20 protein-coding genes are annotated in these 23,776 nt (G+C 72.5%); 9 read left to right on the forward strand and 11 right to left on the reverse strand.

What is annotated here, in order from left to right:
- Positions 1-183: 183 nt before the first annotated feature.
- Complete coding sequence (alc, locus tag ACWDX6_RS27485; RefSeq protein WP_451487575.1) at positions 184-1,299, reverse strand: allantoicase; 1,116 nt, start codon at positions 1,297-1,299, stop codon at positions 184-186.
- A 3-nt stretch (positions 1,300-1,302) separates the two neighbouring features.
- Positions 1,303-2,646 (reverse strand): allantoinase AllB, encoded by a 1,344-nt coding sequence (gene allB, locus ACWDX6_RS27490; protein ID WP_451487576.1) that lies wholly within the window; start codon positions 2,644-2,646, stop codon positions 1,303-1,305.
- Positions 2,647-2,982: 336 nt separating this feature from the next.
- Here allB and ACWDX6_RS27495 point away from each other — a divergent pair, with 336 nt between their 5' ends.
- Positions 2,983-3,792, forward strand: a complete 810-nt coding sequence (locus ACWDX6_RS27495) for an IclR family transcriptional regulator (RefSeq protein WP_451487577.1) — start codon at positions 2,983-2,985, stop codon at positions 3,790-3,792.
- A 332-nt stretch (positions 3,793-4,124) separates the two neighbouring features.
- The gene (locus ACWDX6_RS27500) at positions 4,125-5,711 is read left to right on the forward strand and encodes an AMP-binding protein (RefSeq protein WP_451487578.1); all 1,587 of its coding nucleotides are present in this window, start codon (positions 4,125-4,127) and stop codon (positions 5,709-5,711) included.
- Between the two features lie 29 nt (positions 5,712-5,740).
- Here ACWDX6_RS27500 and ACWDX6_RS27505 read toward each other — a convergent pair whose 3' ends face one another.
- Both ACWDX6_RS27505 and ACWDX6_RS27510 read right to left on the reverse strand, forming a co-directional pair.
- Positions 5,741-6,421 carry an ABC transporter ATP-binding protein gene (locus tag ACWDX6_RS27505; RefSeq protein WP_451487579.1) on the reverse strand — a complete coding sequence of 227 codons (681 nt, stop codon included), beginning with the start codon at positions 6,419-6,421 and terminating at the stop codon, positions 5,741-5,743.
- Positions 6,418-7,503, reverse strand: coding sequence for an ABC transporter permease (locus ACWDX6_RS27510; RefSeq protein ID WP_451487580.1), 1,086 nt, complete (start codon positions 7,501-7,503; stop codon positions 6,418-6,420). Before ACWDX6_RS27510 ends, ACWDX6_RS27505 begins: the two co-directional genes overlap by 4 nt.
- Positions 7,504-7,613: 110 nt before the next feature.
- Between ACWDX6_RS27510 and ACWDX6_RS27515 the strand changes: the two genes are divergently transcribed.
- Together ACWDX6_RS27515 and ACWDX6_RS27520 are read left to right on the forward strand one after the other, a co-directional pair.
- A complete protein-coding gene (locus ACWDX6_RS27515) occupies positions 7,614-8,792 on the forward strand; it encodes a sensor histidine kinase (protein WP_451487581.1) in 1,179 nt (392 codons plus the stop codon).
- Positions 8,789-9,415, forward strand: a complete 627-nt coding sequence (locus ACWDX6_RS27520; protein ID WP_451487582.1) for a response regulator — start codon at positions 8,789-8,791, stop codon at positions 9,413-9,415. The genes ACWDX6_RS27515 and ACWDX6_RS27520 overlap by 4 nt, the downstream gene beginning before the upstream one ends.
- Before the next feature lie 187 nt (positions 9,416-9,602).
- Here ACWDX6_RS27520 and ACWDX6_RS27525 read toward each other — a convergent pair whose 3' ends face one another.
- On the reverse strand, positions 9,603-9,926 hold the full coding sequence (locus ACWDX6_RS27525; protein WP_451487583.1) for a DUF5955 family protein: 324 nt from the start codon (positions 9,924-9,926) through the stop codon (positions 9,603-9,605).
- Positions 9,927-10,103: 177 nt separating this feature from the next.
- Here ACWDX6_RS27525 and ACWDX6_RS27530 point away from each other — a divergent pair, with 177 nt between their 5' ends.
- From ACWDX6_RS27530 to ACWDX6_RS27540, 3 genes are all read left to right on the forward strand, one after another.
- Positions 10,104-10,730 carry a nucleotidyltransferase family protein gene (locus tag ACWDX6_RS27530; RefSeq protein WP_451487584.1) on the forward strand — a complete coding sequence of 209 codons (627 nt, stop codon included), beginning with the start codon at positions 10,104-10,106 and terminating at the stop codon, positions 10,728-10,730.
- A 226-nt stretch (positions 10,731-10,956) separates the two neighbouring features.
- Positions 10,957-12,579 carry a malate synthase A gene (aceB, locus tag ACWDX6_RS27535; protein WP_451487585.1) on the forward strand — a complete coding sequence of 541 codons (1,623 nt, stop codon included), beginning with the start codon at positions 10,957-10,959 and terminating at the stop codon, positions 12,577-12,579.
- Between the two features lie 253 nt (positions 12,580-12,832).
- Complete coding sequence (locus ACWDX6_RS27540; protein ID WP_451487586.1) at positions 12,833-13,990, forward strand: GDSL-type esterase/lipase family protein; 1,158 nt, start codon at positions 12,833-12,835, stop codon at positions 13,988-13,990.
- 49 nt (positions 13,991-14,039) lie between these two features.
- On the opposite strand, the gene ACWDX6_RS27545 is transcribed toward ACWDX6_RS27540, so the two are convergent.
- Complete coding sequence (locus ACWDX6_RS27545) at positions 14,040-15,890, reverse strand: hypothetical protein (protein WP_451487587.1); 1,851 nt, start codon at positions 15,888-15,890, stop codon at positions 14,040-14,042.
- Positions 15,891-15,943: 53 nt separating this feature from the next.
- Entirely contained in the window at positions 15,944-16,894 is a 951-nt protein-coding gene (locus tag ACWDX6_RS27550) for a fibronectin type III domain-containing protein (RefSeq protein WP_451487604.1), read from the reverse strand.
- A 143-nt stretch (positions 16,895-17,037) separates the two neighbouring features.
- On the opposite strand from ACWDX6_RS27550, the gene ACWDX6_RS27555 reads away from it, so the two are divergent.
- Positions 17,038-17,616, forward strand: coding sequence for a hypothetical protein (locus ACWDX6_RS27555; RefSeq protein WP_451487588.1), 579 nt, complete (start codon positions 17,038-17,040; stop codon positions 17,614-17,616).
- A gap of 30 nt (positions 17,617-17,646) precedes the next feature.
- Positions 17,647-18,270, forward strand: coding sequence for a TIGR03086 family metal-binding protein (locus ACWDX6_RS27560; RefSeq protein WP_451487589.1), 624 nt, complete (start codon positions 17,647-17,649; stop codon positions 18,268-18,270).
- A 169-nt stretch (positions 18,271-18,439) separates the two neighbouring features.
- Here ACWDX6_RS27560 and ACWDX6_RS27565 read toward each other — a convergent pair whose 3' ends face one another.
- The 4 genes from ACWDX6_RS27565 to ACWDX6_RS27580 form a co-directional block, all read right to left on the reverse strand.
- Positions 18,440-19,162, reverse strand: coding sequence for an aspartate/glutamate racemase family protein (locus tag ACWDX6_RS27565; RefSeq protein ID WP_451487605.1), 723 nt, complete (start codon positions 19,160-19,162; stop codon positions 18,440-18,442).
- Positions 19,159-20,610, reverse strand: a complete 1,452-nt coding sequence (locus ACWDX6_RS27570; protein ID WP_451487590.1) for a nucleobase:cation symporter-2 family protein — start codon at positions 20,608-20,610, stop codon at positions 19,159-19,161. The genes ACWDX6_RS27565 and ACWDX6_RS27570 overlap by 4 nt, the downstream gene beginning before the upstream one ends.
- 292 nt (positions 20,611-20,902) lie before the next feature.
- The gene (locus tag ACWDX6_RS27575; RefSeq protein WP_451487591.1) at positions 20,903-22,291 is read right to left on the reverse strand and encodes an 8-oxoguanine deaminase; all 1,389 of its coding nucleotides are present in this window, start codon (positions 22,289-22,291) and stop codon (positions 20,903-20,905) included.
- A 48-nt stretch (positions 22,292-22,339) separates the two neighbouring features.
- A complete protein-coding gene (locus ACWDX6_RS27580) occupies positions 22,340-23,749 on the reverse strand; it encodes a nucleobase:cation symporter-2 family protein (RefSeq protein WP_451487592.1) in 1,410 nt (469 codons plus the stop codon).
- Between the last annotated feature and the right edge of the window lie 27 nt (positions 23,750-23,776).

Consider the following 23,776-nt stretch of genomic DNA (forward strand, 5'->3'; position numbering starts at 1 on the left):
GACCGCCGCCGACGCCGCGGTCGTCGAGGCGCAGGCCCGCGAGGAACGAGCGGGGCGAGCACGGGCGGGGCTGCGAGCCCGGCTCCAAGCGCCCGGAGGCGAACCGAGCCCAAAAAAAGAGGGGGGCGAGGGCGCGCCGGTGCTGTCGGGCCGGTGCGCCCTCGCGGGCCGGGCGGGGTGTCGTTACCCGCCCAGTTCCTGGTGGCGGGCGGTCAGGCGCGCCGCGCCCGCTTCGGTGAGGGAGCCGAAGAGGCGGAGGCGGGAGATGCCGCCGTCGGGGTAGATGTCGATCCGGACGCGGGAGCCGACCGCGGGGGTGTCGAGCACGAAGCGGTGGTTGGTGTCCGGCTGAAGGCGGGTGCGGGGCAGGACCTCGGTCCAGTCCTCCGAGCCCTCGGCCGCGACGGAGAGCGCCGCCCAGCCCGCGCTGTTGCCCTTGAGGTACGCCGTGTCGATCTCGACCGCGCGGATCTCGGACTCGGCCACCAGCTGGTAGCGGATCCAGTCGTTGCCCTTGTCGCGGCGGCGGCGCGTCTCCCAGCCGTCGTCCATCTTGCGGGAGCGGCCCGGCTGGATGGTGTTGGTCGCCGGGGAGTAGAAGCGGTCCGAGGCGTCCTCGACCTGGCCACCGTTCTCCAGCGCGGCGAGGTCGAAGGTGCCGAGGACGCCGAGCCACTTGGGGTCGGGGGCGACCTCGCCGTACACGCGCAGGCGGGCGATGCCGCCGTCGGGGTGCTGGTTGACGCGCAGGTGGGTGAAGCGCTGCTCGACGTCGACGGCGAAGCCGTTGGCGGCGTGGCCGCCGATGGCGGTGCGCGGGACGAGCGTCGTCCACTTGACGTCGTCGGCGAGGAGGTCCTCCGGGGAGGGCGAACCGGCCACGGAGGTTGCCTCGACCGAGACGGCCTGGGGGTAGTTGCCGCGGAAGTGCGCGGTGTCGACGACGATGCCGCGTACGACGCCGGGGGCGCCGAGGCGGACGAGTGCCCAGTCGTGGTCGTCCTCGGTGGGGTGCGGCTGTTCGGCGGAGACGCCACGGCGGCGGCGGGTCTCCCAGCCGTCCATGATCTTGCCCTTGTGGCCGAAGTGCTCGGGGTCGAACTCGGCGGGCTCCGGCTTGAGCATGTTCTCGCGCTCGGCGAAGAACTCGTCGTTGGCGGCGATCACGCCCGCGCCGAGGCGGCGGTCGGCGAGGTCGGCGTACTGGGTGAAGGGGAAGTCCGCGGTGCGGTAGTCCGCGTAGGGGTCGCCGCCGCCGTAGGGGCTGGCGTCACCGGTGAAGGAGGGTATGCCGGTCACGGGTCAGTTGTTCCTTTCGAGGAGGCGGCCGGAGGGCTCGGCCAGGGTGCCGCGGTCGGCGATGCGCTCGCCTCGCAGCCAGGTGGAGGTGACGACGCCGTGCAGGGTCTTGCCCGCGTACGCGGTGATCCGGTTGCGGTGCTGGAGTTCGGCCGGGTCGACGGTGAAGGTCGCGTCGGGGTCGAGGACGGCGAAGTCGGCGTCGCGGCCGGCCTCGATCGCGCCCTTGCGCTCCAGGCCCGCGAGCCGGGCGGGGCCCTCGGACATCCAGCGGGCGACGTCCTCCAGGGTGTGGCCGCGGCGGCGTGCCTCGGTCCAGATGGCGGGCAGGCCGAGCTGGAGGGAGGAGATGCCGCCCCAGGCGGAGAGGAAGTCGGGGGTCTTGAGGTCGGGGGTGGAGGGTGAGTGGTCGGAGACGATGCAGTCGATCGTCCCGTCGGCGAGCCCTTCCCACAGGGCGTCCTGGTTGGACGCCTCGCGGATCGGCGGGCAGCACTTGAACTCGGTGGCGCCGTCCGGGATCTCCTCGGCGGTGAGGGTGAGGAAGTGCGGGCAGGACTCCACCGTGATTTTGACGCCCTCGGCCCTGGCGGCGGCGATCATCGGCAGCGCGTCCGAGGAGGACAGGTGCAGGACGTGCACGCGGGCGTTCAGGCGGCGGGCCTGGTTGATCAGGTTCTCGATCGCGGTGTTCTCGGCGTCACGCGGTCGGGAGGCGAGGAAGGTCGCGTACTTGGTGGCCTCTTCGCCGTTCCGCTGCGGGGCGGCGGCGAGGTGGTGCGGGTCCTCGGCGTGCACGATCATGAGGCCGTCGAAGCCGGCGATCTCGGCGAGCGAGGAGGCCAGCTGCTCCTGGTCGAGCGAGGGGAACTCCTCCACGCCGGACGGGGACAGGAAGCACTTGAAGCCGAAGACGCCGGCGTCGTGGAGGGGTCGCAGGTCCTTGACGTTGTCGGGCAGCGCGCCGCCCCAGAAGCCGACGTCGATGTGTGCCTTGGGGCGGGCGACGTCCTGCTTGATCCGCAGGTGCTCGACGGTCGTGGTCGGCGGCAGCGAGTTCAGCGGCATGTCGAGCAGCGTGGTGATGCCGCCGGCGGCGGCCGCGCGGGTGGCCGTCCAGAAGCCCTCCCACTCGGTGCGGCCGGGGTCGTTCACATGCACATGGGTGTCGACCAGGCCGGGCAGGACGACGTCGTCGCCCATGTCCTCCAGCCGGGCACCGGCCGGGACCTCGGCGTCGTACGGCAGCACCGCGGCGATGATCCCGCCGGAGACGGCGATCGACGCGGGGCGCGTCCCCTCGGGGGTGATGACCCTTGTCGAGCGCAGTACCAGATTGACGTCCACCCGTACCCCTTCTTCTCCACCCAGCAGAAAAATTCAACGAACTGTTGAAGGAGTCTTCACTCAGGACGACATGTCGTCAAGGGCACACTTTCAGCATGCCCTCGCCGGACCGCCCGGGACAGCGGCCACTTGGACGTTTCCATGAAGTGGAAGGATAATTTCGTAGAGTAGAACGTAGCTCTCCACATGCGGGGCGGACGAGGACGTCGCCGGACGGCCGCCGACACCGGACAAACACCCCCCTGACCGGCCCGTACGCCGGGACCGGGACCGTGTGTCGGGTGGGACGGCCCGGTAGGCTGCTGCCTTGCCCGCCTGCCTCGAAAGGACCTCGACGTGCCGACGTCCAGCGCCAGCACCACCGACGCCGCCAAGCCCGCCGCCGCGAGCGGCGGCGTGCAGTCCCTTGAGCGTGCGTTCGACCTTCTCGAGCGCATGGCCGACGCGGGCGGCGAGGTCGGGCTCAGCGAACTCTCCGCCAGCAGCGGGCTGCCGCTGCCCACCATCCACCGTCTGATGCGCACCCTCGTGGCCTGCGGCTACGTCCGTCAGCAGCCCAACCGCCGGTACGCGCTCGGCCCCCGGCTCATCCGGCTCGGCGAGTCCGCCGCCCGGCTGCTCGGCACCTGGGCCCGCCCGTACCTCGCGCGGCTCGTCGAGGAGACGGGCGAGACCGCGAACATGGCGCTGCTCGACGGCGACGAGATCGTGTACGTCGCGCAGGTGCCGTCCAAGCACTCGATGCGAATGTTCACCGAGGTCGGCCGACGCGTCCTGCCGCACTCCACGGGCGTGGGCAAGGCACTGCTCGCCTACACCCCGGCGGACGAGGTCCGCGCGCTGCTCGCCCGTACCGGCATGCCTGCCGCGACCGAGAAGACCATCACCACGCCCGAGGGCTTCCTGGACGCGCTCGCGATGGTGCGCGAGGCGGGTTACGCGGTCGACGACAGCGAGCAGGAGGTAGGAGTCCGCTGCCTCGCGGTCTCCGTCCCCGACTCCCCCACCGCGGCGGCCATCTCGATCTCGGGCCCGGCGGGCCGCGTCACGGAGACGGCGACGGAGAAGATCGTCCCCGTCCTCCAGGAGGTCGCACGGGAACTCTCCACGGCCCTGGCGAACACGGCGGGCAACGGCCAGGGCTAGCCGATCCGGGCGGCGGGCCCGGCGTTGCGGAAGGGGCGCCGGCCTGGCATCGGGCGCCGGCGGGCTTCATGGGCTCGGGCCTGCGACGGCGCGGGGACGGGCGGCGTGGAAGGCGGGCCTGGCGTTGCGGGGAGGGGCGCGGGCCTGGCGGGGTCTCGCGGGCTCGGCCTGGCGCCGGCGCGGGCGCTGGGTGCGGACAGGCGGATCATCCCAGCTCGGCGAGTGAGCACCAACGTGTTCTTCGTCCTGTCGCGCCGCGCTCCCGCCTGCGGCAGGATGCGCGGCACCGTCGCCTTTCGTCCCGCGCGGCCCGCCCCTTCGAGGAGACCACCGTGATCTTCCGCAGTCCGCTTCCCGACGTCGTCGTTCCGAACGTGACCGTGCACGAGCTCCTGTTCGGCACGCTCGACGCCGCCGACCGGGACCGGGTCGCGATCGTTGACGGACCCTCCGGCCGTGCGCTGACCTACGGCGAACTCGCCGACCGGATCCTGCTCTTCGCGGGTGCGCTCGCCGAGCGCGGGCTGCGTCCGGGCGACGTGGTGGCCCTGCACGCGCCCAACTGCCCGGAGTTCGTGGTCGCGTTCCACGGGATCCTGCGCGCCGGCGCCACCGTCACCACGGTCAACGCCCTCTACACCCCTGCCGAGATCGCCACGCAGCTGCGCGACTCCAAGGCCACCCGGTACGTCACGGTCACCCCGCTCCTGATGACCGCGCTCGCCGCGACCGCCGACGTCGGCATCCCCGCCGAGGACCTCTACCTCCTCGACCCCGGCACCGGGCACGACACGCTGCCCGCGATGCTGGCCGAGGGGCGCCCGGCGCCCGAGGTGTCGGTCGACCCCGCGACGCACCTCGCGGTGCTGCCGTACTCCTCGGGGACGACCGGCCGGGCCAAGGGCGTCATGCTGACCCACGCCAACCTGGTCGCCAACATCTGCCAGAACGAGCCGGTCCTGCCGCTGTCGGCCGAGGACTCGGTGCTGGCCGTGCTGCCGTTCTTCCACATCTACGGCATGAACGTGATCCTGAACCTGTCCCTCAGGGCCCGCGCCACCATCGCCTCCCTGCCACGCTTCGACCTCGCGGACTTCCTCCGCACCGTCCAGGACCGGCGCTGCACCTTCCTGTACGTCGCACCGCCGATCGCGGTCGCCCTCACCAAGCACCCGATGGCCGACCAGTACGACCTGTCCTCCGTGCGGACCGTGGTGAGCGGCGCGGCCCCGCTGGACGAGGCGCTCGGTGAGGCGCTGGCGGCCAAGCTCGGCTGCCGGATGATGCAGGGCTTCGGGATGACCGAGCTGAGCCCGGTCTCCCATGTCACTCCCGCCGACGGTTCGCTGTCGGTCGGATCGATCGGGTTCGCCGTCCCGAACGTGGAGTTCCGGCTGGTGGACCCCGAGACGGGGGCGGAGGTGGAGGCCGTCGAGAACGGCTACAGCGCCACGGGCGAACTCCAGGTGCGCGGCCCCAACGTGATGGCCGGCTACCTCGGCAACGCCAAGGCGACCGAGGAGACGATCCTCGCCGACGGGTTCCTGCGCACCGGCGACATCGCCCGGCTCGGCCCCCGGGGCGAGGTCTACGTCGTCGACCGGCTGAAGGAGCTCATCAAGTACAAGGGCTACCAGGTGCCGCCGGCCGAGCTGGAGGCGCTGCTCCTCACCCATCCGGCGATCGTCGACGCCGTGGTCGTCGGCTACCCGGACGACGAGTCCGGCGAGATCCCCCGCGCGTTCGTGGTCCGCCGGCCGGGCGCCGAACTGACCGCGGACGAGGTGATCGCGTTCGTCGCCGAGCGGGTCGCCCCGCACAAGAAGGTGCGGATCGTCGAGTTCACCGACGCCGTGCCGAAGTCCGCGGCGGGCAAGATCCTCCGCAAGGACCTGAGGTCGCTGCCCCTCGGCCAGTGACAGGCCGGCGTGTTCGCGGAGCGGCGCGTTCATACGGTGGCCCCCTGGGAGAGACGGCCGTCCCGGAGGGTCACCGTCGCGTCCGTGCGCGCCAGATGCGTGCGGTCGTGGGTGACCAGCACCGTCGCCGTGCCCCGTTCCCTGGTCAGCGTGGCCAGCAGGTCGACGATCGCGGCGCCCCGCTCGTGGTCCAGGGCGCTGGTCGGCTCGTCGACGAGGAGTACGGACGGCTCGTTCATCAGGGCCCGCGCGATGTTGACGCGCTGGCGTTGGCCGCCGGAGAGCTGGTGCGGGCGGCGAGCGGCCAGCTCCACGAGGCCGACCGCGTCGAGGAGGGCCAGGGCCCTGTCCCGTACCGCCTTGGGTCTGGCGCCCGAGAGGTGGGCCATCACCTGGAGCTGCTCCACCGCGGACAGTGACGGGAGCAGGTTGGGCTGTTGGAAGACGATCCCGATCCGCTCCCGTCGCAGCGCCGCCCTGCCCGCCGGGCCCAGCCCACCCGTGTCCGTACCGGCGACGATCACCCGCCCCTGGTCCGGTGTCACCAGCGTCGCCGCGACCGCGAGCAGGCTCGACTTGCCGGAGCCGGAGGGTCCGACGACCGCGGTGAGGCGGCCGGCGGGCACCTCCAGGGAGACGGAGTCGAGAGCGGTGAGCCGCCCCTCCCCGTCGGGGTAGGTCAGCGTCACGTCGTCGAGCAGCAGGGTCATCGCACGCTCCCGAGAGCGGTGAGGGGATCGACGGCGGTGATCCGCCGGATGGACAGGGCCGCGCCGAGCACGCCGAGGCCGATCGTCACGGCGGCCGGGCCGAGCACGGTCAGTGGTTCGAGGACGAAGGGCACGTCGCCGCCGCTCACGAGCGCTCCGACGGCGACCGCGAGGCCGGTGCCGAGGAGAGTCCCGGCGGTGAGCATCAGCACCGCCTGCCCGAGCGCGTCCTTCAGCAGATACGGGGTGGAGGCTCCCAGCGCCTTCAGGACGGCGACGTCACCGCTGCGCTGGATCGTCCAGACCGTGAAGAACGCCCCTATGACGAGTGCGGAGATGACGAAGAGGAACCCACGCATCAGTTGCAGCGAACCGTTCTCTGCCTGGTAGGACCCTATGGCGGTGAGGGCTCCGTCGATCGTCCGCGCCTGGGTACCGATCGCCTTGTCGCCCGCCGCCAGGTCCGCCTCCTCGGTCGTCGTGAGAGCGACGACGGTGGCCTGCCCCTCGGGGGTCGTGCCGTCGTGCCCCAGCTTCTGCCAGTCGTCGAGCGCGGTCCAGACGACCGGCGTGTGGCTGTACGAGGCGTCGCCCGCGACCGCCGCGACGGTCGCCCGCAGCGGGCCGAGCCGTACCGCGCCGCCGGCGGCCACGCCCAGTTCGTCGGCGGCGGACTCCGACAGGACGACCCGTCCGGGCCCGAGCCGTCCGCTCTCGGGGGCGAGGCCCGCTCCCGGCTCCGTACCGAACGCGGAGACGGCGGCCGTGCGGTCCCCGGCGGCGGCGTTGAGGGTACGGATGCCGAGCGGCCGGGCGCTCTCCACCCCGGGCCGCTCGGCCCACTCCCGCCACTGCCGCTCGGTCACCGTCGAGTTCGTGAAGGAGACCTCACGACCGGCGGGCGGGGCGGCGAAGGCGAGCCGGTCCGCGGGCAGCCCGGTGATCGCCGAGATGTTCTCGCGGGCGAGCCCGGCGGTCAGCCCGGACAGCAGGCCGACGAGCAGGGTGATCAGCACGATCACGGTGCCCATCAGGGTGAATCGCCCCTTGGCGAAGCGCAGGTCTCTCCATGCCACGAACATGCATCCAGAGTGCGACGCGGCACCGGGGTGCGGCATCGCGCCACGGATTGCCTCGCAATCAAACTTTCGGTTGAGTCCGGATTGTCGGCTGCGCCCTACGCTGGCAGATCATGGACCCGCGTTCCCTCACCCCGGCCCTGCGCGCCCTGCGCCTCTGCCTGCATCTGTTGATGGCGGGCCTGCTCGCGCTGGCCGCGGTCCGGGCGGACACCGCCGCGGGCCCGGTCGTGGCGGCGCTGACCGGCGCGGTCTACGCCGCCGGTTCCCTCCTGCCGTCCGTACGCGACTCGCGGCGGGCCGCCGCCGGGTGGCTCGGCGTGCTCTGCGCGTCCTGGCTGGCGCTGCTGTGGCTGACGCCGGAGGGCCTGTGGGTGGCGTTCCCGCTCTACTTCCTTCAGCTGCATCTGCTGCCCGTGCGCTGGTCGCTGCCGTCGGTGGCACTGACGGCCTGCGTGGCGATCCTCTCGTACGTCCGGCACGCCGGCCCGCTGAATCCGGGCGTCTTCATCGGGCCGCTGCTGGGCGCGGCCGTCGCGGTGGCGACGGTGCTCGGCTATCAGACGCTGTACCGGGAGAGCGAGCGGCGGCGCCGGATGGTCGTGGAGCTGATCGCGACGCGGGCGGAGCTGGCGGCGGCCGAGCGGCATGCCGGGACGCTGGCGGAGCGTGAGCGGCTCGCGCGGGAGATCCACGACACGCTGGCGCAGGGACTCTCCTCGATCCAGTTGCTGTTGCGGGCCGCCGAGCGGGCGCTGCCCGAGGGCTCGCCGGCCGCCGGGCACATCGACCGGGCCCGGCGTGCGGCCCAGGACAACCTCGCGGAGGCGCGGCGGTTCGTCCGGGCCCTGTCGCCACCCGACTTGGAGCACGGCTCGCTGGCGGCGGCGCTGGAGCGGCTGTGCGAGACCGGCCCCGGCTCGGCCTCGCGGGCCCGTTTCACGCTGAGCGGGACACCGGTCGAGCTGCCGACTCCGTACGAGGTGGCGCTGCTGCGGATCGCCCAGTCCGCGCTGTCGAACACGGTCCGGCACGCGGAGGCCGGGCGGGTGGAGATCACCCTGTCCTTCATGGACGCCTCGGTGACGCTCGACGTGGTCGACGACGGCAGGGGCTTCGATCCGGCGCTGCTCTCGTCGTCACCGGAGGGAGGCTTCGGGGTGCCGGCGATGCGCGCGCGGGCCCGTTCGCTGGGCGGCACGTTCACGGTGGAGTCCGCGCCCGGGCAGGGCACGGCTGTCGCCGTCTCGCTCCCGCTCCCGTCTCCCCTTCCCTCCGGAGTGTCCCGATGACGATCCGTCTCCTTCTCGCCGACGACCATCCGGTGGTACGGGCCGGGCTGCGCGCGGTCCTGGACACGGAGCCGGGCTTCACCGTGGTGGGCGAGGCGGCCACGGCCGAGCGGGCGGTGGAGCTGGCCGCCGCCGGAGGGGTGGACGTGGTGCTGATGGATCTGCAGTTCGGGCCGGGGATGCACGGCTCGGAGGCGACGGCGGCGATCACGGCGGTGGCGGGCGGTCCGCGGGTCCTGGTGCTGACGACGTACGACACGGACACCGACATCCTGGCGGCGGTCGAGGCGGGCGCCTCGGGGTATCTGCTGAAGGACGCCCCGCCGGAGGAGCTGGCGGCGGCGGTCCGTACGGCGGCGGCGGGCCAGTCGGCGCTCGCACCGGCGGTGGCGCACCGGCTGATGGACCGGATGCGGACGCCGGCGGAGGCGCTGACCAAGCGCGAACTGGAGGTGTTGGAGCTGGTGGGCGAGGGCCTGTCGAACCAGCAGATCAGCAAGCGGCTGTTCCTGAGCCAGGCGACGGTGAAGTCGCATCTGGTGCACATCTTCGCCAAGCTGGGGGTCGAATCGCGCACGGCGGCGGTGGCGGCGGCGAGGGCACGGCGCCTGATCCGGCGCTGACCTTGCGGAGCGGGCGCCAGCCGGGCGCCACCGAACCAGCCTGACCGTGCGGGACGGGCGCCAGCCGGGCACCGCCGACCGGCCCCGACCGTGCGGGGAGGGCGCCGACCGGCCGCCCGGCGTGCCCGTTCAAGCCGCCCCCGCCCCTGCGCGGTTCGCGCACGAAGCACCCCGGTGGTGCCCCGGCTCAGGCCTCGCGCGGGGGCTCGCCGAAGAGTTCCACGGCCTTGCGGACGCCTGCGAGGCCGTTGGCGAGAGCGCTGACGGAGCCGATCGAGCCGGCGATCAGCAGCAGGGAGCGGCGCAGCCGCCGTACCTCCGGGGCGCCGCCGGCGGCCATCGCGTCCAGCGAGGCGAGTTCGTCCTCGGCGATGCCCCGGTCCGCGAACTCGGCCGGATGTCCCGCGAGTTCCCGGCGGAGCCGGGAGACGGCGGCACGCAGCTCAGCCACCCTCGGGTCCTCGCCGCTGCCGGTGGTCGTCACACGCCTCTGCCCCATGCTCCGCAACAAAGTTCTCCCCCTCGCACGGCACCGTGCGCCGAACCCCACACTCCGAACCGACCCGTCGAACGGGGGTCAGCCGCCGGGGTCGCGGGCAAGTTAACGCCATCGTGCGCCGGGCGCGCCACTCCGGGGACGTAAATTCAGGCGTCCGTGTCCCTCGTGGGCATGAGGTATGCAGTCCTCATGACACATACGACGCTTCCCTCCTCTCCCTCCGCGCCGGTGGTGGCCGGGCTGCTGCTCGCCGCGGGCGGTGGGCGGCGCCTGGGCGGCCGCCCCAAGGCCCTGTTGTCCCACCGCGGCCGCCCGCTGGTCGAGCACGCGGTGCGTGTGCTGCGCGAGGGCGGCTGCGAGGTGATCCATGTGGTCCTCGGCGCCTCGGCCGATGCCGTACGGGAGCGGGCCGAGCTGCCGGGGTGCGTCCTGGTGGACAACCCGGAGTGGGCGGAGGGCATGGGGTCGTCGCTGCGGGTGGGGCTCGGCTCGCTCGGCGCCGAGGCGCCGCCGGTGGACGCGGCAGTGGTCTCCCTGGTGGACCAGCCGGGGATCGGGGCCCAGGCGGTGGCGCGCGTCCGGGGGGCGTACCGGTCCCGTGACTCCCTGGTGGCGGCGGCGTACGAGGGGCGGCGCGGGCATCCCGTGCTCTTCGGCGCGGACCGGTGGGCGGGCATCGCGGCGGGGGCGGTCGGCGACCGGGGAGCCCGTGACTATCTGGCGGCGCATCGGGATGCGATCACCCTCGTCGACTGCTCGGATGTGGCCGAACCGTACGACATCGACACGGAGGCCGACCTGGCACACCTGGAGTGAAGGACGTGGCACTGAGAGCCATGTTGTGTCGATCCGGAGAATCTCGACATCGACACATCTTGAACTTCCACTATGAGGAAACTAATATCCACTGTTCAGAAGCGCCTGATACCTCTGACGGCGCTCGCGGCCGTATCTCGGCGCCTGCGGCACTCCGTGCCGATACGCGACGCCCGGCGGCCGCAAAGGCACCGCCCGTGAAGCCCGCTGAAGGAAGTGACAGTTCATGTCCGCACCAGCGCCGTCCCCTCTGGCCGTCGTCGAAGCCGCGCCCCTGCCGAGGCAGGAGGAGGTGCTCACCGACGCGGCCCTCGCCTTCGTGGCGGAGCTGCACCGGCGGTTCACCCCGCGCCGGGACGAGCTCCTCTCCCGCCGGGCCGAGCGCCGCGCCGAGATCGCCCGCACCTCCACGCTCGACTTCCTCCCGGAGACCGCGGCGATCCGTGCCGACGAGTCCTGGAGGGTCGCGCCTGCGCCGGCGGCCCTGAACGACCGCCGTGTCGAGATCACCGGTCCGACCGACCGCAAGATGACGATCAACGCGCTGAACTCCGGCGCCAAGGTGTGGCTCGCCGACTTCGAGGACGCCTCGGCCCCGACCTGGGAGAACGTGGTCCTGGGGCAGGTCAACCTGATCGACGCGTACACCCGGAACATCGACTTCACGGACCCGAAGTCGGGCAAGTCGTACGCCCTGAAGCCCGCCGACGAGCTCGCCACGGTGGTCATGCGGCCGCGCGGCTGGCACCTGGAGGAGCGCCACCTGACGTTCGAGGGCCGCCCGGTCCCCGGCGCGCTGGTCGACTTCGGCCTGTACTTCTTCCACAACGCCAAGCGCCTCATCGAGCTGGGCAAGGGCCCGTACTTCTACCTGCCGAAGACGGAGTCGCACCTGGAGGCCCGCCTCTGGAACGACATCTTCGTCTTCGCGCAGGACTACGTCGGCATCCCGCAGGGCACCGTGCGCGCCACCGTCCTGATCGAGACGATCACGGCCGCGTACGAGATGGAGGAGATCCTCTACGAGCTCCGCGACCACGCGGCGGGCCTGAACGCCGGCCGCTGGGACTACCTCTTCTCCATCGTGAAGAACTTCCGTGACGGCGGCGCCAAGTTCGTCCTGCCGGACCGCAACGCGGTCACGATGACGGCCCCGTTCATGCGCGCGTACACCGAACTCCTCGTCCGCACCTGCCACAAGCGCGGCGCGCACGCGATCGGCGGCATGGCCGCCTTCATCCCGTCGCGGCGCGACGCCGAGGTGAACAAGGTCGCGTTCGAGAAGGTCAAGGCGGACAAGGACCGCGAGGCCGGTGACGGTTTCGACGGCTCCTGGGTCGCGCACCCGGACCTGGTCCCGATCGCGATGGCCTCCTTCGACGCGGTCCTCGGCGACAAGCCGAACCAGAAGGACCGCCTCCGTGAGGACGTCTCCGTGGCGCCCGGTGACCTGATCGCCATCGACTCGCTCGACGCCGACCCCACCTACGACGGTCTGCGCAACGCCGTCCAGGTCGGTATTCGCTACATCGAGGCGTGGCTGCGCGGCCTCGGCGCCGTGGCCATCTTCAACCTGATGGAGGACGCGGCCACCGCCGAGATCTCGCGCTCGCAGATCTGGCAGTGGATCAACGCGGGCGTCGTCTTCGAGAATGGCGAGCGCGCCACCCCGGAGCTGGCTCGCAAGGTCGCGGCGGAGGAACTGGCCGCGATCCGCGAGGAGATCGGCGACGAGGCCTTCGCGGCCGGCAAGTGGCAGCAGGCCCACGACCTGCTCCTGCGCGTCTCGCTCGACGCCGACTACGCCGACTTCCTGACGCTCCCGGCGTACGACCAGCTGACCGGCTGATCACCCCATGAGCGGAACGACTGACGGCTGACCGCACAGCGGCCGAACAGTCCTCCCGAACAGGCTCCGCCCCCGGTGTACGCACAGCACCGGGGGCGGAGCCGAATTTCGCTCCGGGGCGTTTCACAGGGCCTGTGACGCAACCGAGATCGACCGCTACCTAGCGGTAACAAGCCACGGCATGCCAGATTCCGCATGCCACCGGCCGGCGGCTGTCCCCCACTCCTCTGCACCGACGCAGGAGCACACAGCCATGCGCTCTTCCCCTCGCCGCGCCGTCCGCGGGCTTCTCGCCCTGTCCCTCGCCGCCGCCGCGCTGACGGCCACCGGGACCGCCTCCCCCGCCGTGGCGAGCCCCGGTTCCGGGCCCACCGCCGTCGTGTCGATGGGCGACAGCTACATCTCCGGCGAGGCCGGGCGCTGGCAGGGCAACAGCCTCACCACCAGCGGCAGCCGCGACGGCACCGACCGGGCGTGGACCGGGAGTACGTACGATCCCGGCCGGGTGTACGGGACCACGGCCGCCAACGGGTGCCACCGGTCGGACTCGGCGGAGGTGCGCAGCGCGACCGGGATCGCCTCGGCCCTGATCAACCTGGCCTGCTCGGGCGCCACGACGCAGAACGTCTTCCGGGCCGCGAGCGGCGGGCTCTCGTACAAGGGCGAGGCTCCGCAGGCCGACCAGCTCACCCGCATCGCCGCCTCGCACGACGTCGAGATGATCGTGCTGTCGATCGGAGGCAACGACCTGGGCTTCGCCGACATCGTCACGAAGTGCGCGACGGACTACATCATCTGGTACTCGTACTGCCACGACGACCAGCAGCAGGTCGTCGACGCGAAGATCGACGGTGTGATGGCCAAGGTGGGCAAGTCCGTCGACGAGATCCGGGCGGTGATGACGGTGGCCGGCTACGCCGCCTCCGACTACCGGATCGTGCTGCAGTCGTACCCCTCGCCCATCCCGCGCGCCGCGGAGAACCGGTACGCGGAGAGCGGCTGGAGCCGCACCGACACGGGCGGCTGCCCGTTCTGGAACCGGGACTCCGACTGGGCGCGGGACTCGCTCGTGCCCCAGATCGCGAACCGCCTCAAGGGCGTCGCCGCGGCGAAGGGCGTCCAGTTCATGGATCTGCGCGACATGCTCCAGGGCCGCGAGGTGTGCGCGAAGGCCAGCAAGCAGGTCAGCCCGGCCGCGCCGGCCTCGGCCACGAGCAGTGAGTGGGCGCGTTGGATCGACCAGAACGAGACCCAGGGGCCCCTCCAGGAGAACATGCACCCGAACTACTACGGGCAGTTGGCGCTCGGCCGGTGTCTCTCGCTGATCCACGCCCGGCCCAGCGGCGACCACAGCTGCCGCAACACGGCGGGGACGGGACCCTCCGGGATGTATCTGACGACCGTGTCCTGACCGCCTGCTCCCGGTGGGTCCGGCCGGGGCGGCGGCCCCGCCGGTGGGTTCAGCGGGTGCGGCGGCGTCCTCCGCGCCGCGCCCGCCCCTTCTTCGGCGCCGGCACGTCGATGCCCAGAGAAGGCAGGACCCGCTCGGCCCGATGCGGGTCGGCCGCCGTCATCTCCTTGACCAGCGCGGATGCCCCGCCGGGCCAGTCCGCGGCCGCCGCGTCCAGGAGGGTCCGCCCGTCCGTGCGGCGCAGCCGGTCCAGGAGGAGGACGGCCTCGGCGGACAGCGGGACGCGGGCCTCGTCCGCCGGCTCGCCCCGGGCGTGCAGGACCTCGAAGGCGTACGCGCCCATCACCGGGTCCCCGAGGGCGTTCCGGAGGGCCTCGGAGGGTGCGGCGCCGGTGTCGACGAAGCCGAAGAGGGCCCGGGTGTCGGCGGCCTCCCAGGTGCCGGCGTTCACGGTGCCGAAGGCCGCGATGAGCTGTGACCATGCCTCGACGGTGTCCCCGCGCGCGTGGAGCCAGTCGGCCAGTACGCGCCCGGCGGCGGAGGCGGACCACCCCTCGGCGGCCGCGACCACGGTGGGGGCGTCCCAGGCCGCGACCTCGGCGGCGTCGGGGGCGGCGACATGGCCGACCCGCAGGAGGTAGCGGACCACCTCGATGCCCTGGAGGGTGAGGCCGAAGGCGTCGCCCGTACGGAAGACCATGCCGGTGGCCGCGAGCCGGTCGACGGTGTCGGCCATGGCCCGCGCGGGGGCTTCGAGCCGGGCGCGGTCGGCCTCGGTGACGGAGACCGCCGTTCCGCAGAGCCGTGACAGCTCCTCCGCCGACGGGACCTCGTAGCCGTCGGGCGCCTTCGCGGGGACCAGGACCGGGGCGTCCTCCTGGCGCGGGTCGACGGGCCAGTCCTCGAACTCGGCGGCCCTGCGCGCGACGGACTCGGCGCAGGACCCGCGCTGGTAGAGGGCGTAGAGCAGATGGGCCGCCTCGCCGTCGTACGGTCCGCCGTTCTCGCCCTTCATCTCCTCGACGGCCGTGGCCAGCCGGTCCGCCTCGGCCTCGACGGAGCGCTGGGGGTCGTGGGCCTCCACGGGCGGGGGCGGCAGCGGGGCCCAGGCGTCGCCGTAGTAGTCGAGGTGCTCGTCGAGGAGGGTGTCGGCGAGGGCGAGGTGCGGGAAGGCGTCCGGGCCCGGGGCCAGGTGGGCGTAGGGGCCGGTGAGGGCTTCCGCGAGCCCTTCCGCGGTCCAGCGGTCGACCAGCAGGCCGGCCAGCCGGCCCACCCCGTGTGAGACGTCCCCGTCGGACAGCAGCGGCCCGGCGGGCGACGGTGTCTCGGCATCCCGTACGTACGCCGTGCTCAGCAGCTCGGCGAGCACCGTGTCGGCGAGGAGGCTCCGGTTCATCAGGTCGGCCCGGTGCAGCCCGTCCGGGGGCGTCACGCCCTCGTGGGCGGCGAGCCAGGCCCGTACGGCGTCGGGATCGGCGGGGTCGGCGCCGTCGGCGCGCAGGAGCGAGGCGTACCAGCGCTGCCAGGTGAGGTTGCCGGGGTCGTTCATCGCCCGCTCGAAGTCGGGCAGGGTCTCCTTGATGGCGGCCACGATCCGTGCCTGCCGCTTCGCGTTGAGCCGCCCGGCCTCCCGCACCCGCTCGGTGAGGGCGACGAGCACGGCCGGATACGCCTTCAGCTCCTCGGGTGTGGCGTAGACGAACGCCGGCGCGTCCTCCACGAGCAGATGCCGCACGAACCCGACGGTCGGCTCCGGCAGCCCGCTGCGGCGATCCGCCCCGCGCAGCGCCAGCAGGCTCAGTACGGCGTCGGCGGCGCGGACGGACGGGGGGTCACGGAGCTCCGGGGTCCCGTCGAGGAACGCGTCGAGTCCGGTGTTGGTGAGCACGGTGCCAGCCACGCCTTCAAGGGTAGTTCCGGCGGGGGCCGGACGCCGACGGCGCGGCGACGCCGTCATGGGACGACAACGGTCCTCTGGGCGGAGAAGTCACCCCAGGTGCCGTCCGGGAGCTTGGCACGGAGTTTGACGCTGTAGCGGGTGCCCGGGGGGTCGGTGACGGTGAACGTGTAGGTGGCGCGGCCGGGGGGTGGGGCGGCGCCCCAGATGATGGTGGTGGCGAACTGCTCGTTCAGGTGGAGCTGGTGCTCCCTGACCGGGGCGCCGGTCCTGGGCGGGGTCCAGGTCAGGGTGATCTCGCGCCTGGTGGCCGTCGCCTCCAGGTCCGTGGGGGCGGTGTCGGGGGCGGCGCCGGGGGCCTCGGCGGTGGTGAGGTCGGCGGGGGTGCTGTCCGGCGAGGAGTTCTCGGCGGCGTCGCGGGCGCGGACGGTGAAGGAGTAGATCGTGCCGGGGCGCAGGCCGGTGACCCGGGCGGTGGTGGCCGTGCCGGGGACGGTGTGGACGCGGGTGTCCGCCTGGTAGATGTCGTAGGCGGTGACGCGGGTGTCGTCGCGGGCCGGTGCCCAGGTCAGGGTGGCCGCGTGGCCGCCGTCGGCGGTGGCGCGCAGGGCTGTCGGGCGGGAGGGGGCGGTGCGGTCGTCGGCCGTCGCCGCGAGGGTGGTGGCGGGGACGGCTGCGCTGTGCGGGGAGCGGTTTCCGGCCGCGTCGCGGGCGCGGACGGTGAAGGCGTACGGGGTGGCGGGGGTGAGGTCGAGGACGTCCGTCATCAGGGTGGTGGCGGGGAGGTCCTTGACCTTGCGGCCCTGCTGGTAGACCTCGTAGGCGGTGACGGCGCGGTCGTCGGTGGCCGGGCTCCACATGACGTGGACGGTGTGCGCACTGCCCGCGGAGGCGGTGACTCCGGTGGGGGTGGTGGGGGCGCTGGTGTCCTTCGCCGGGCCGCCCCCGCAGGCCGCGAGGCAGAGGACGGCGACGCTCAACAGGGCTGTGGCGAGCGGGCGTTGCATGGGCAGGGCTCCGTCCGTCGACATGGTCCAGACCTTTATTGCATCTGGGGGCGGCATGCGACAAGAGGGCGGTGCGGGGCCGTTGTCAGCGGCGTGCGCTTCACTTGATTCGTCACTCTCCGTGACGAGATCGAGGGGGGATCATGACGGATCGTGCGACCTATGTGACGCTCGTCGGGCTGCGGGAGCGCGGCTGGACCGACGCGATGGTGCGGGACCTGCTGGGCGAGCCGGATGTGCAGGGCCGGGACCCGCGGCGGTGGTCGATCGCACCGGTACGGCTGTATCTGCTGGCGCGGGTGGAGGCGGTGGAGCGGACGCCGGAGTTCGGGCGGTGCGCGGCCGCCTCGGGCACCAGGTCGGCGGTGGCCGAGGCGGGGGCGCAGCGCCGGCGCCGGGCGGTGCTGGCGGCCATCCGGGCGGAGCCGATCGTCGTGCCGCGCCTTCCGGCGGCGGAACTGGAGCGCAGGGCGGTGCGCCATCGGCATCTGCTCGGGGCCCGCAGCCCGGGCGGGGTGGTGGCGGGGGCGCTGGTGCGCTGGCAGGTGAGCTATCTGCGGCACGCGCTGTCGCGGTACGACACGCTGCTGGACGGGCTGTACGGCTCGACGGGGCGGGCGGAGGCCGAACGTCTGCTGCGGACGCGGCTGTACGAGGCGATCGCGGAGGCGTATCCCGCGCTGGCACGGGAGTGCCGACGGCGGATCGGGGTGGAGCGGTGAGTGCGGTGGGGTGTCGGTCGGGGGCCTGCGATGAGTTTCGGCGGGCGCGGCGGTCTGTCCTGCATGGAGAAGACGACACAGATCGATCTGGGAGCCGCCGCGGAGCGCGTCGCGCGGCTGGCGGCGGACGTCGGGGACGAACGGCTCGGGGACCCGACGCCCTGCCCCGACTATGCCGTACGGGAGTTGCTCGCCCACCTGGCGGGGCTGAGCGTGGCCTTCCGCGACGCGGCCCGGAAGGAGTTCGGCCCGACGACGAGCACCGCGCCCGACTCCGCCCTGCCGGTACTGGAGGACGGCTGGCGCACGGCGCTGCCGAAGGCGCTGGACGAACTGGCGACGGCCTGGCGGGAGCCCGGTGCCTGGGAGGGGGACACGCAGGCGGGCGGGGTCGAGCTGCCAGCTTCCGTGATGGGCCGGATCGCCCTCGACGAGCTGGTGATCCACGGCTGGGACCTGGCCCGGGCGACGGGGCGGGAGTACGAGGTGGGGGAGGCGGAACTGGCGGCCTGCGAGGAGCTGTTGACGCCCTCGGACGGCTCCTCGGGAGAGGGTGGCTTCTTCGCCCCGGTCGTCCCGGTCCCCGAGGACGCGCCTCACCTCGACCGCGTGATCGGCCTCAGCGGCCGCGACCCGGGCTGGCGCCCGGCCTGAGCCGAGCGAACGACCATGGCGCCGCCCGCCTTGGTCATCAACCGCCGCGACCCGGGCTGAGTATGGAGAAGAACCGTCGCGCCGCCCGACGCTGTCCTCAGCCGCCGCGACCCGGGCCGGCGCCCGGCCTGAGCCGAGCGAACGACCGTGGCGCCGCCCGACGCTGTCCTCAGGATGTGCCCTTCAGCAGCCGTGCGGCTGCCCGGCAGGCCGCCGGGACCGGGGCGATCAGGGGGATCGTGAAGCGAGGGCGCAGGGATTCCGCCGCGGCGGCGAGGGGGCCGCCGCCGATGACGACGGAGCGTGCGCCGTCCCGTACCACGCACTGCTCCACGGCGTGGGCGAGGCTCTCGCGGAGCGAGTCCGGGTGGGACGCCAGGTGTTCGGGGGCGCCCTCGGTCAGGCGGAGGCCGGTGAAGAGAGGGGTGAGGCCGAGGCGGGCGACCCGGTGGGCGATGGCGTCCGCCAGGAGGGGGGTCGTGGTCGCGATGCCGAAGGGGGTTCCGGCGGCGGACGCCTCCAGGAGGGACGCCTCCCCGATGCCGACGACCGGGACGTCGGCCACGGCCCGGAGTTCGTCCAGGCCCGGGTCGCCGAAGGCCGCCACCAGCAGCGCCGCGCAGTCGCCGGCGGCCAGGGCGCGGCGGCCGGCGGCGACGACCTCGGGCGCGGCGGCCCGGAGCTCCGCCGGGTCGGTGAGCATGCGGGGGCCTCGCGCCACGCTCACCCCGCGCACCCGGACCGACCGCCCCAGCGTGCGACGGGCGATCGCGGTCATCATCGCCGTCGTGGCTGGGGAGGTGTTGGGGTTGACGAGGACGACCGTACGCGCGCGGCCGGCCCCCGCGTCGGACGCGGGAGCCGGCTCGGCGGACGGACGGGGCGCGCTCAGTGGACGTGCGCCGCCTTGGCCGTGCGGGCCTCGGAGATCTCCTCGCCCGGTTCCATGGGCGCCGTGACGGTGTCGTCGTCCCGGTGCTTGCCCAGGTGGTTGAAGACCAGGTTGAGCAGGACCGCCGCGACACAGCCGGTCGAGATGCCCGAGTCCAGGATGATCTTCGCGGTCTCCGGGAAGGCGTGGTAGAACTCCGGCTCCGTGATCGGGATGATGCCGACGGCCAGCGAGACCGCCACGATCAGCACGTTGTTGTCCTTCTCCAGGCCGGCCTTGACCAGCGTCTGGATACCGCTCGCCGCGACCGAGCCGAAGAGGACGACCCCGGCCCCGCCGAGCACCGGTCGCGGGACGACCGAGATCAGGGAGGCCATGACCGGCGACAGGCCCATCAGGACCAGGAAGCCGCCACCGCAGGCGACGACGAACCGGCTGCGGATCCTCGTCATCGCGACCAGACCGATGTTCTGGGCGAAGGCGCTGCACATGAAGCCGTTGAACAGGGGGCTGATCGCGGAGCCGAGCGTGTCGGCCCGCAGTCCGGCGGCGATGGTCTTCTCGTCCGCCGGCCGGTCGACGATCTCTCCGAGCGCCAGCATGTCGGCGGTCGACTCGGTCATCGACACCAGCATGACCACGCACATCGAGATGATCGCGGCGAGGGCGAACTGCGGGGCGCCGAAGTGGAACGGCGTCGGGAAGCCGACGATGTCCGCCTCCGTCACCGGGCTGAAGTCCGTGACACCGAAGGGAATCGCTATCAGGGTGCCGATGACCAGACCGACCAGGACGGCGATCTGCTTGAGGAAGCCGCGGGTGAAGCGCCGCAGCACCAGGACCACGACGAGGGTGAGGGCGGCGAGGGTGAGGAAGGTGGTCGAGCCGTAGTCGTCTGCCGTCGGATCGGGCCCCTGGGCCCAGCCGAACGCGACCGGCAGCAGCGACACACCGATGAGGGTGATCACGGTGCCGGTGACCACCGGCGGGAAGAAGCGGACCAGCTTGGAGAAGTACGGGGCGGCGATGAAGCCGAGCACACCGGCGACGATGATCGCGCCGAAGATGATCGGCAGCGCGTCGGCCTTGTCGTCGGTGGTGTCGACGATCGCGAGCATCGGGGCGACACCGGCGAAGGTGACGCCGTTGACGAACGGCAGTCGGGCGCCGATGTTCCAGACGCCGAGCGTCTGGAGGAAGGTCGCGAGTCCGGCGGTGAAGAGGCTGGCTCCGGTGAGGAACGTCAGCTCGGTACCGGAGAGCCCGACGGCGGCTCCGACGATCAGCGGCGGGGCCACCACGCCCGCGTACATGGCGGCCACATGCTGGAGGCCGCTGGTGAACATCCTCAGGGGCGGCAACGTCTCGTCGACCGGATGCTTGGTCCGGTCTTCGGTGTCGGCGCCTGCGTCTTGTGCATCATTGCGAAACCTGGGCTTGGCGGCCACGGCGGTTCCTCCGGTCGGTTACACGTCGGCGGTGACGCGGGTATCAGGGAGGTGGTGCGAAGTGGTGCGGTTGCTGCGCCTCACGGTGTGCGGCCATGAGGAAGTGCGTTCGCGTCGGCCTGGGGGCGCCACGCTCAGGTGTCCCGGGAGGGGTGGACACGATGTCGACCGTCCGGGGGGTGCCGTACCTCTTTTCGTACGGACACCCCCCGTCCGGCCGGCCACGGGCCCCGCTCGGGTCCGTGGCGACCGACCGAGGGCCGTCCCCCTCGGTCGGACTCCATGGGGAGGGTCAGCCCTGGGCCGCGATGCGGGCCAGGCGCTGTGCCTCCGCGCGCGCGTCGCGGGCGATGGCCTCTTCGTCCGCGAACAGCAGGCGGTTGTTCTCGACGATCTGCTTGCCGTTGACGAACGAGGCCGTCACCGGGGCGGCAGCGCCGAAGACGATGGCGGTGACCGGGTCGGCGATCGAGGAGTGCCCGATGCCGTCGATCTTCCACAGGACGAAGTCGGCGAGCTTGCCGGCCTCCAGCGAACCGATCGAGTCGGCGCGGCCGAGGACCTGTGCTCCGCCGTACGTCCCCAGGCGCAGGGCCTGGCGGGCGTTGAGCGCGGCCTCGCGGTGGGCGCCGAGGCGGTTGATGAGGAGCGCGTTGCGCAGCTCGGTGTGGAGTTCGCCCGACTCGTTGGAGGCGGTGCCGTCCACACCGAGGCCGACCGGCACGCCCGCCCTGAGCATGTCGGGGACGCGGGCGATCCCGGCGGCCAGACGCGCGTTGGAGGAGGGGCAGTGCGCGACACCGGTCTTCGTACGGGCGAAGGCGGCGATGTCGGAGTCGTTCATGTGGACGCAGTGCGCCATCCACACGTCCTCGCCGAGGAAGCCGGTCGACTCGAAGTAGTCGGTCGGGCCCATGCCGAAGAGCTCGTGGCAGAACTTCTCCTCCTCGACCGTCTCCGAGCCGTGCGTGTGCATCCGCACCCCGAGGCGGCGCGCCAGCTCGGCGCCCTGCTTGAGCAGCGCGGTGGAGACGGAGAAGGGCGAGCAGGGGGCGACGGCGACCTGGGTCATCGAGTCGAAGGAGGCGTCGTGGTGCTTCTTCACCGTCTCCTCGGTCGCGGCCAGCGCGCCCTCGGTGGTCTCGACGGCGAAGTCCGGCGGCAGGAAGCCGTCCTTCTCGCTCATGTCCATCGAGCCTCGGGCGAGGGTGAAGCGCACGCCCATCTCGGAGGCGGCACCGATGATGGCGCCCGACAGGTCGCCGGAGTTCTTCGGGAAGACGTAGTGGTGGTCCATCGCGGTGGTGACACCGCCACGGGCCATCATCGCCAGCGAGCCCTGGGCGGCCACGCGCACCATCGACTCGTCGATCCGCGACCAGGTCGGGTAGAGCGCGACCAGCCAGTTGAAGAGGTTGTGGTCGGTGGCCAGGCCCCGGGTGATCCACTGGTAGAAGTGGTGGTGGGTGTTGATCAGACCGGGCGTCACCAGGTGTCCGGTGGCGTCGATCCGGCGGACCACGTTCTCCAGGCCCTCCGGCGCCTTGCCGGCACCGATGGACTCGATCTTGTTTCCGGCGACGACGAGGTGGCCGGAGGCGTACTCGGTGTCATTGGCGTCTACGGTCGCGATCGCACAGTTCTCGATGACGATGCGCTGGGCTGCCGAAGGTGCTGCCATGGCGGTGCTTCCTTCATTCCTCGGGGGTGGTGTGGGCACGGCAGGACCCTAGGAGGATTTGAGTGCCGGAGCCGTGTGACGGCTCCGGGTGCCGAGATGGTGGAAGAAGAGATTGAGCGTGACGGCGACGAGCGCGCCGGCGCTGATTCCGGAGCCGAGCACGGTCTGCGCCCAGGCCGGGAATCCGGCGTAGAAGGTGGGAGCGGCGAGCGGGATGATGCCCGCTCCGAGAGCGACGGCCACCAGGATGATGTTGGAGCTGTCGTCGAGGCCCGCTTCGGACAGCGTACGGATGCCGGAGACGGCGATCGATCCGAAGAGGACGATGCCGGCGCCGCCGAGGACGGGCATCGGGACCATGGAGACGACCGCGCCGAGGACGGGGAAGGCACCGAGGACGAGCAGGGCTCCGCCGGCGACCGCCACGACGTAGCGGGAGCGGACCCGGGTCAGCGAGACGACGCCGACGTTCTGGGCGAAGGCCGAGGTGGGGAAGCCGCCGAAGACGGGTCCGACCAGGGTGGCGATGCCGTCGGTCCGCAGGCCCCGGGTGATGGTCTTCCCGTCGCTCCTGCGCTCGCAGATCTCGCCGAGGGCGAGCATGCCGGCGCTGGACTCGGTCATCAGGACGAGCATCACGATGCACAGCGAGAGGATCGCGGCGGGCTGGAACTCGGGGGCGCCGAAGGCGAAGGGGCCGGGCAGCGCCGCGACGGGTGCTTCGCTCAGGGCGCCGAAGTCGGCCATCCCGAAGGGGATCGCGGCGAGCGTTCCGATGAACAGCCCCAGCAGCAGGGCGATCTGCTTGACGAATCCCCTGCCGAAGCGCTGGAAGAGCAGGATCACGACGAGCGTGAAGGCGGCCAGGGCCAGGTACCGGGTGGCGCCGAAGTCGGCGGCCTCCTTGTTCCCTCCCTGGGCCCAGCTCACCGGCACGGGCATCAGGGTCACTCCGATGAGGGTGATCACGACGCCGGTGACGAGCGGAGGGAAGAAGCGGAGCAGCCGGCCGAAGAACGGGCCGACGGCGAGGCAGAAGACTCCGGCGACCATCACCGCGCCGTAGATGGCGGGGAGTTGGTGGCCGGGGGCGCTGGTCTCGGCGATCGCCAGCATCGGCGCGATGCCGGCGGAGGAGGCCGCGTTGACGAACGGGAGCCGGTTGCCGGCGAAGCGTCCGGCCCCGATGGTCTGCAGGATGGTGGCGCAGCCCGCGATGAGCAGACTCGCGGCGATCAGCCGGGTCATTCCGGCGGCGTCCAGGCCGACCGCCTGGCCGATGATCAGCGGAGGGGTGACGACGCCCGCGTACATGGCGGCGATGTGCTGGAGCGCGGCGGGAACCAGCCGCGCGGCGGGAAGCTTCTCGTCCACCGGGTGGACGGGTGTCGTCCTCGACTCCGGTGGGGTGGGACAGGGGCCTTCTACGGGTGCCGGCCCGACTGCGGGCTGTGCCATGGGTGGGTCCCTCCGGTCTGGTGGCGG

The sequence above is a fragment of the Streptomyces sp. NPDC003027 genome (genome assembly GCF_053591435.1).

What these genes read in the sequence shown, in the direction of transcription:
- ACWDX6_RS27520 (WP_451487582.1), top strand. Translation starts at nt 8,789, where the DNA reads ATGACGATCCGTCTCCTTCTCGCCGACGACCATCCGGTGGTACGGGCC.
- ACWDX6_RS27560 (WP_451487589.1), top strand. Translation starts at nt 17,647, where the DNA reads ATGAGTTTCGGCGGGCGCGGCGGTCTGTCCTGCATGGAGAAGACGACA.
- ACWDX6_RS27515 (WP_451487581.1), top strand. Translation starts at nt 7,614, where the DNA reads ATGGACCCGCGTTCCCTCACCCCGGCCCTGCGCGCCCTGCGCCTCTGC.
- ACWDX6_RS27510 (WP_451487580.1), bottom strand. Translation starts at nt 7,503, where the DNA reads ATGTTCGTGGCATGGAGAGACCTGCGCTTCGCCAAGGGGCGATTCACC.
- ACWDX6_RS27530 (WP_451487584.1), top strand. Translation starts at nt 10,104, where the DNA reads ATGACACATACGACGCTTCCCTCCTCTCCCTCCGCGCCGGTGGTGGCC.
- aceB (WP_451487585.1), top strand. Translation starts at nt 10,957, where the DNA reads ATGTCCGCACCAGCGCCGTCCCCTCTGGCCGTCGTCGAAGCCGCGCCC.
- ACWDX6_RS27550 (WP_451487604.1), bottom strand. Translation starts at nt 16,894, where the DNA reads ATGCAACGCCCGCTCGCCACAGCCCTGTTGAGCGTCGCCGTCCTCTGC.
- ACWDX6_RS27575 (WP_451487591.1), bottom strand. Translation starts at nt 22,291, where the DNA reads ATGGCAGCACCTTCGGCAGCCCAGCGCATCGTCATCGAGAACTGTGCG.
- ACWDX6_RS27505 (WP_451487579.1), bottom strand. Translation starts at nt 6,421, where the DNA reads ATGACCCTGCTGCTCGACGACGTGACGCTGACCTACCCCGACGGGGAG.
- ACWDX6_RS27580 (WP_451487592.1), bottom strand. Translation starts at nt 23,749, where the DNA reads ATGGCACAGCCCGCAGTCGGGCCGGCACCCGTAGAAGGCCCCTGTCCC.
- ACWDX6_RS27540 (WP_451487586.1), top strand. Translation starts at nt 12,833, where the DNA reads ATGCGCTCTTCCCCTCGCCGCGCCGTCCGCGGGCTTCTCGCCCTGTCC.
- ACWDX6_RS27555 (WP_451487588.1), top strand. Translation starts at nt 17,038, where the DNA reads ATGACGGATCGTGCGACCTATGTGACGCTCGTCGGGCTGCGGGAGCGC.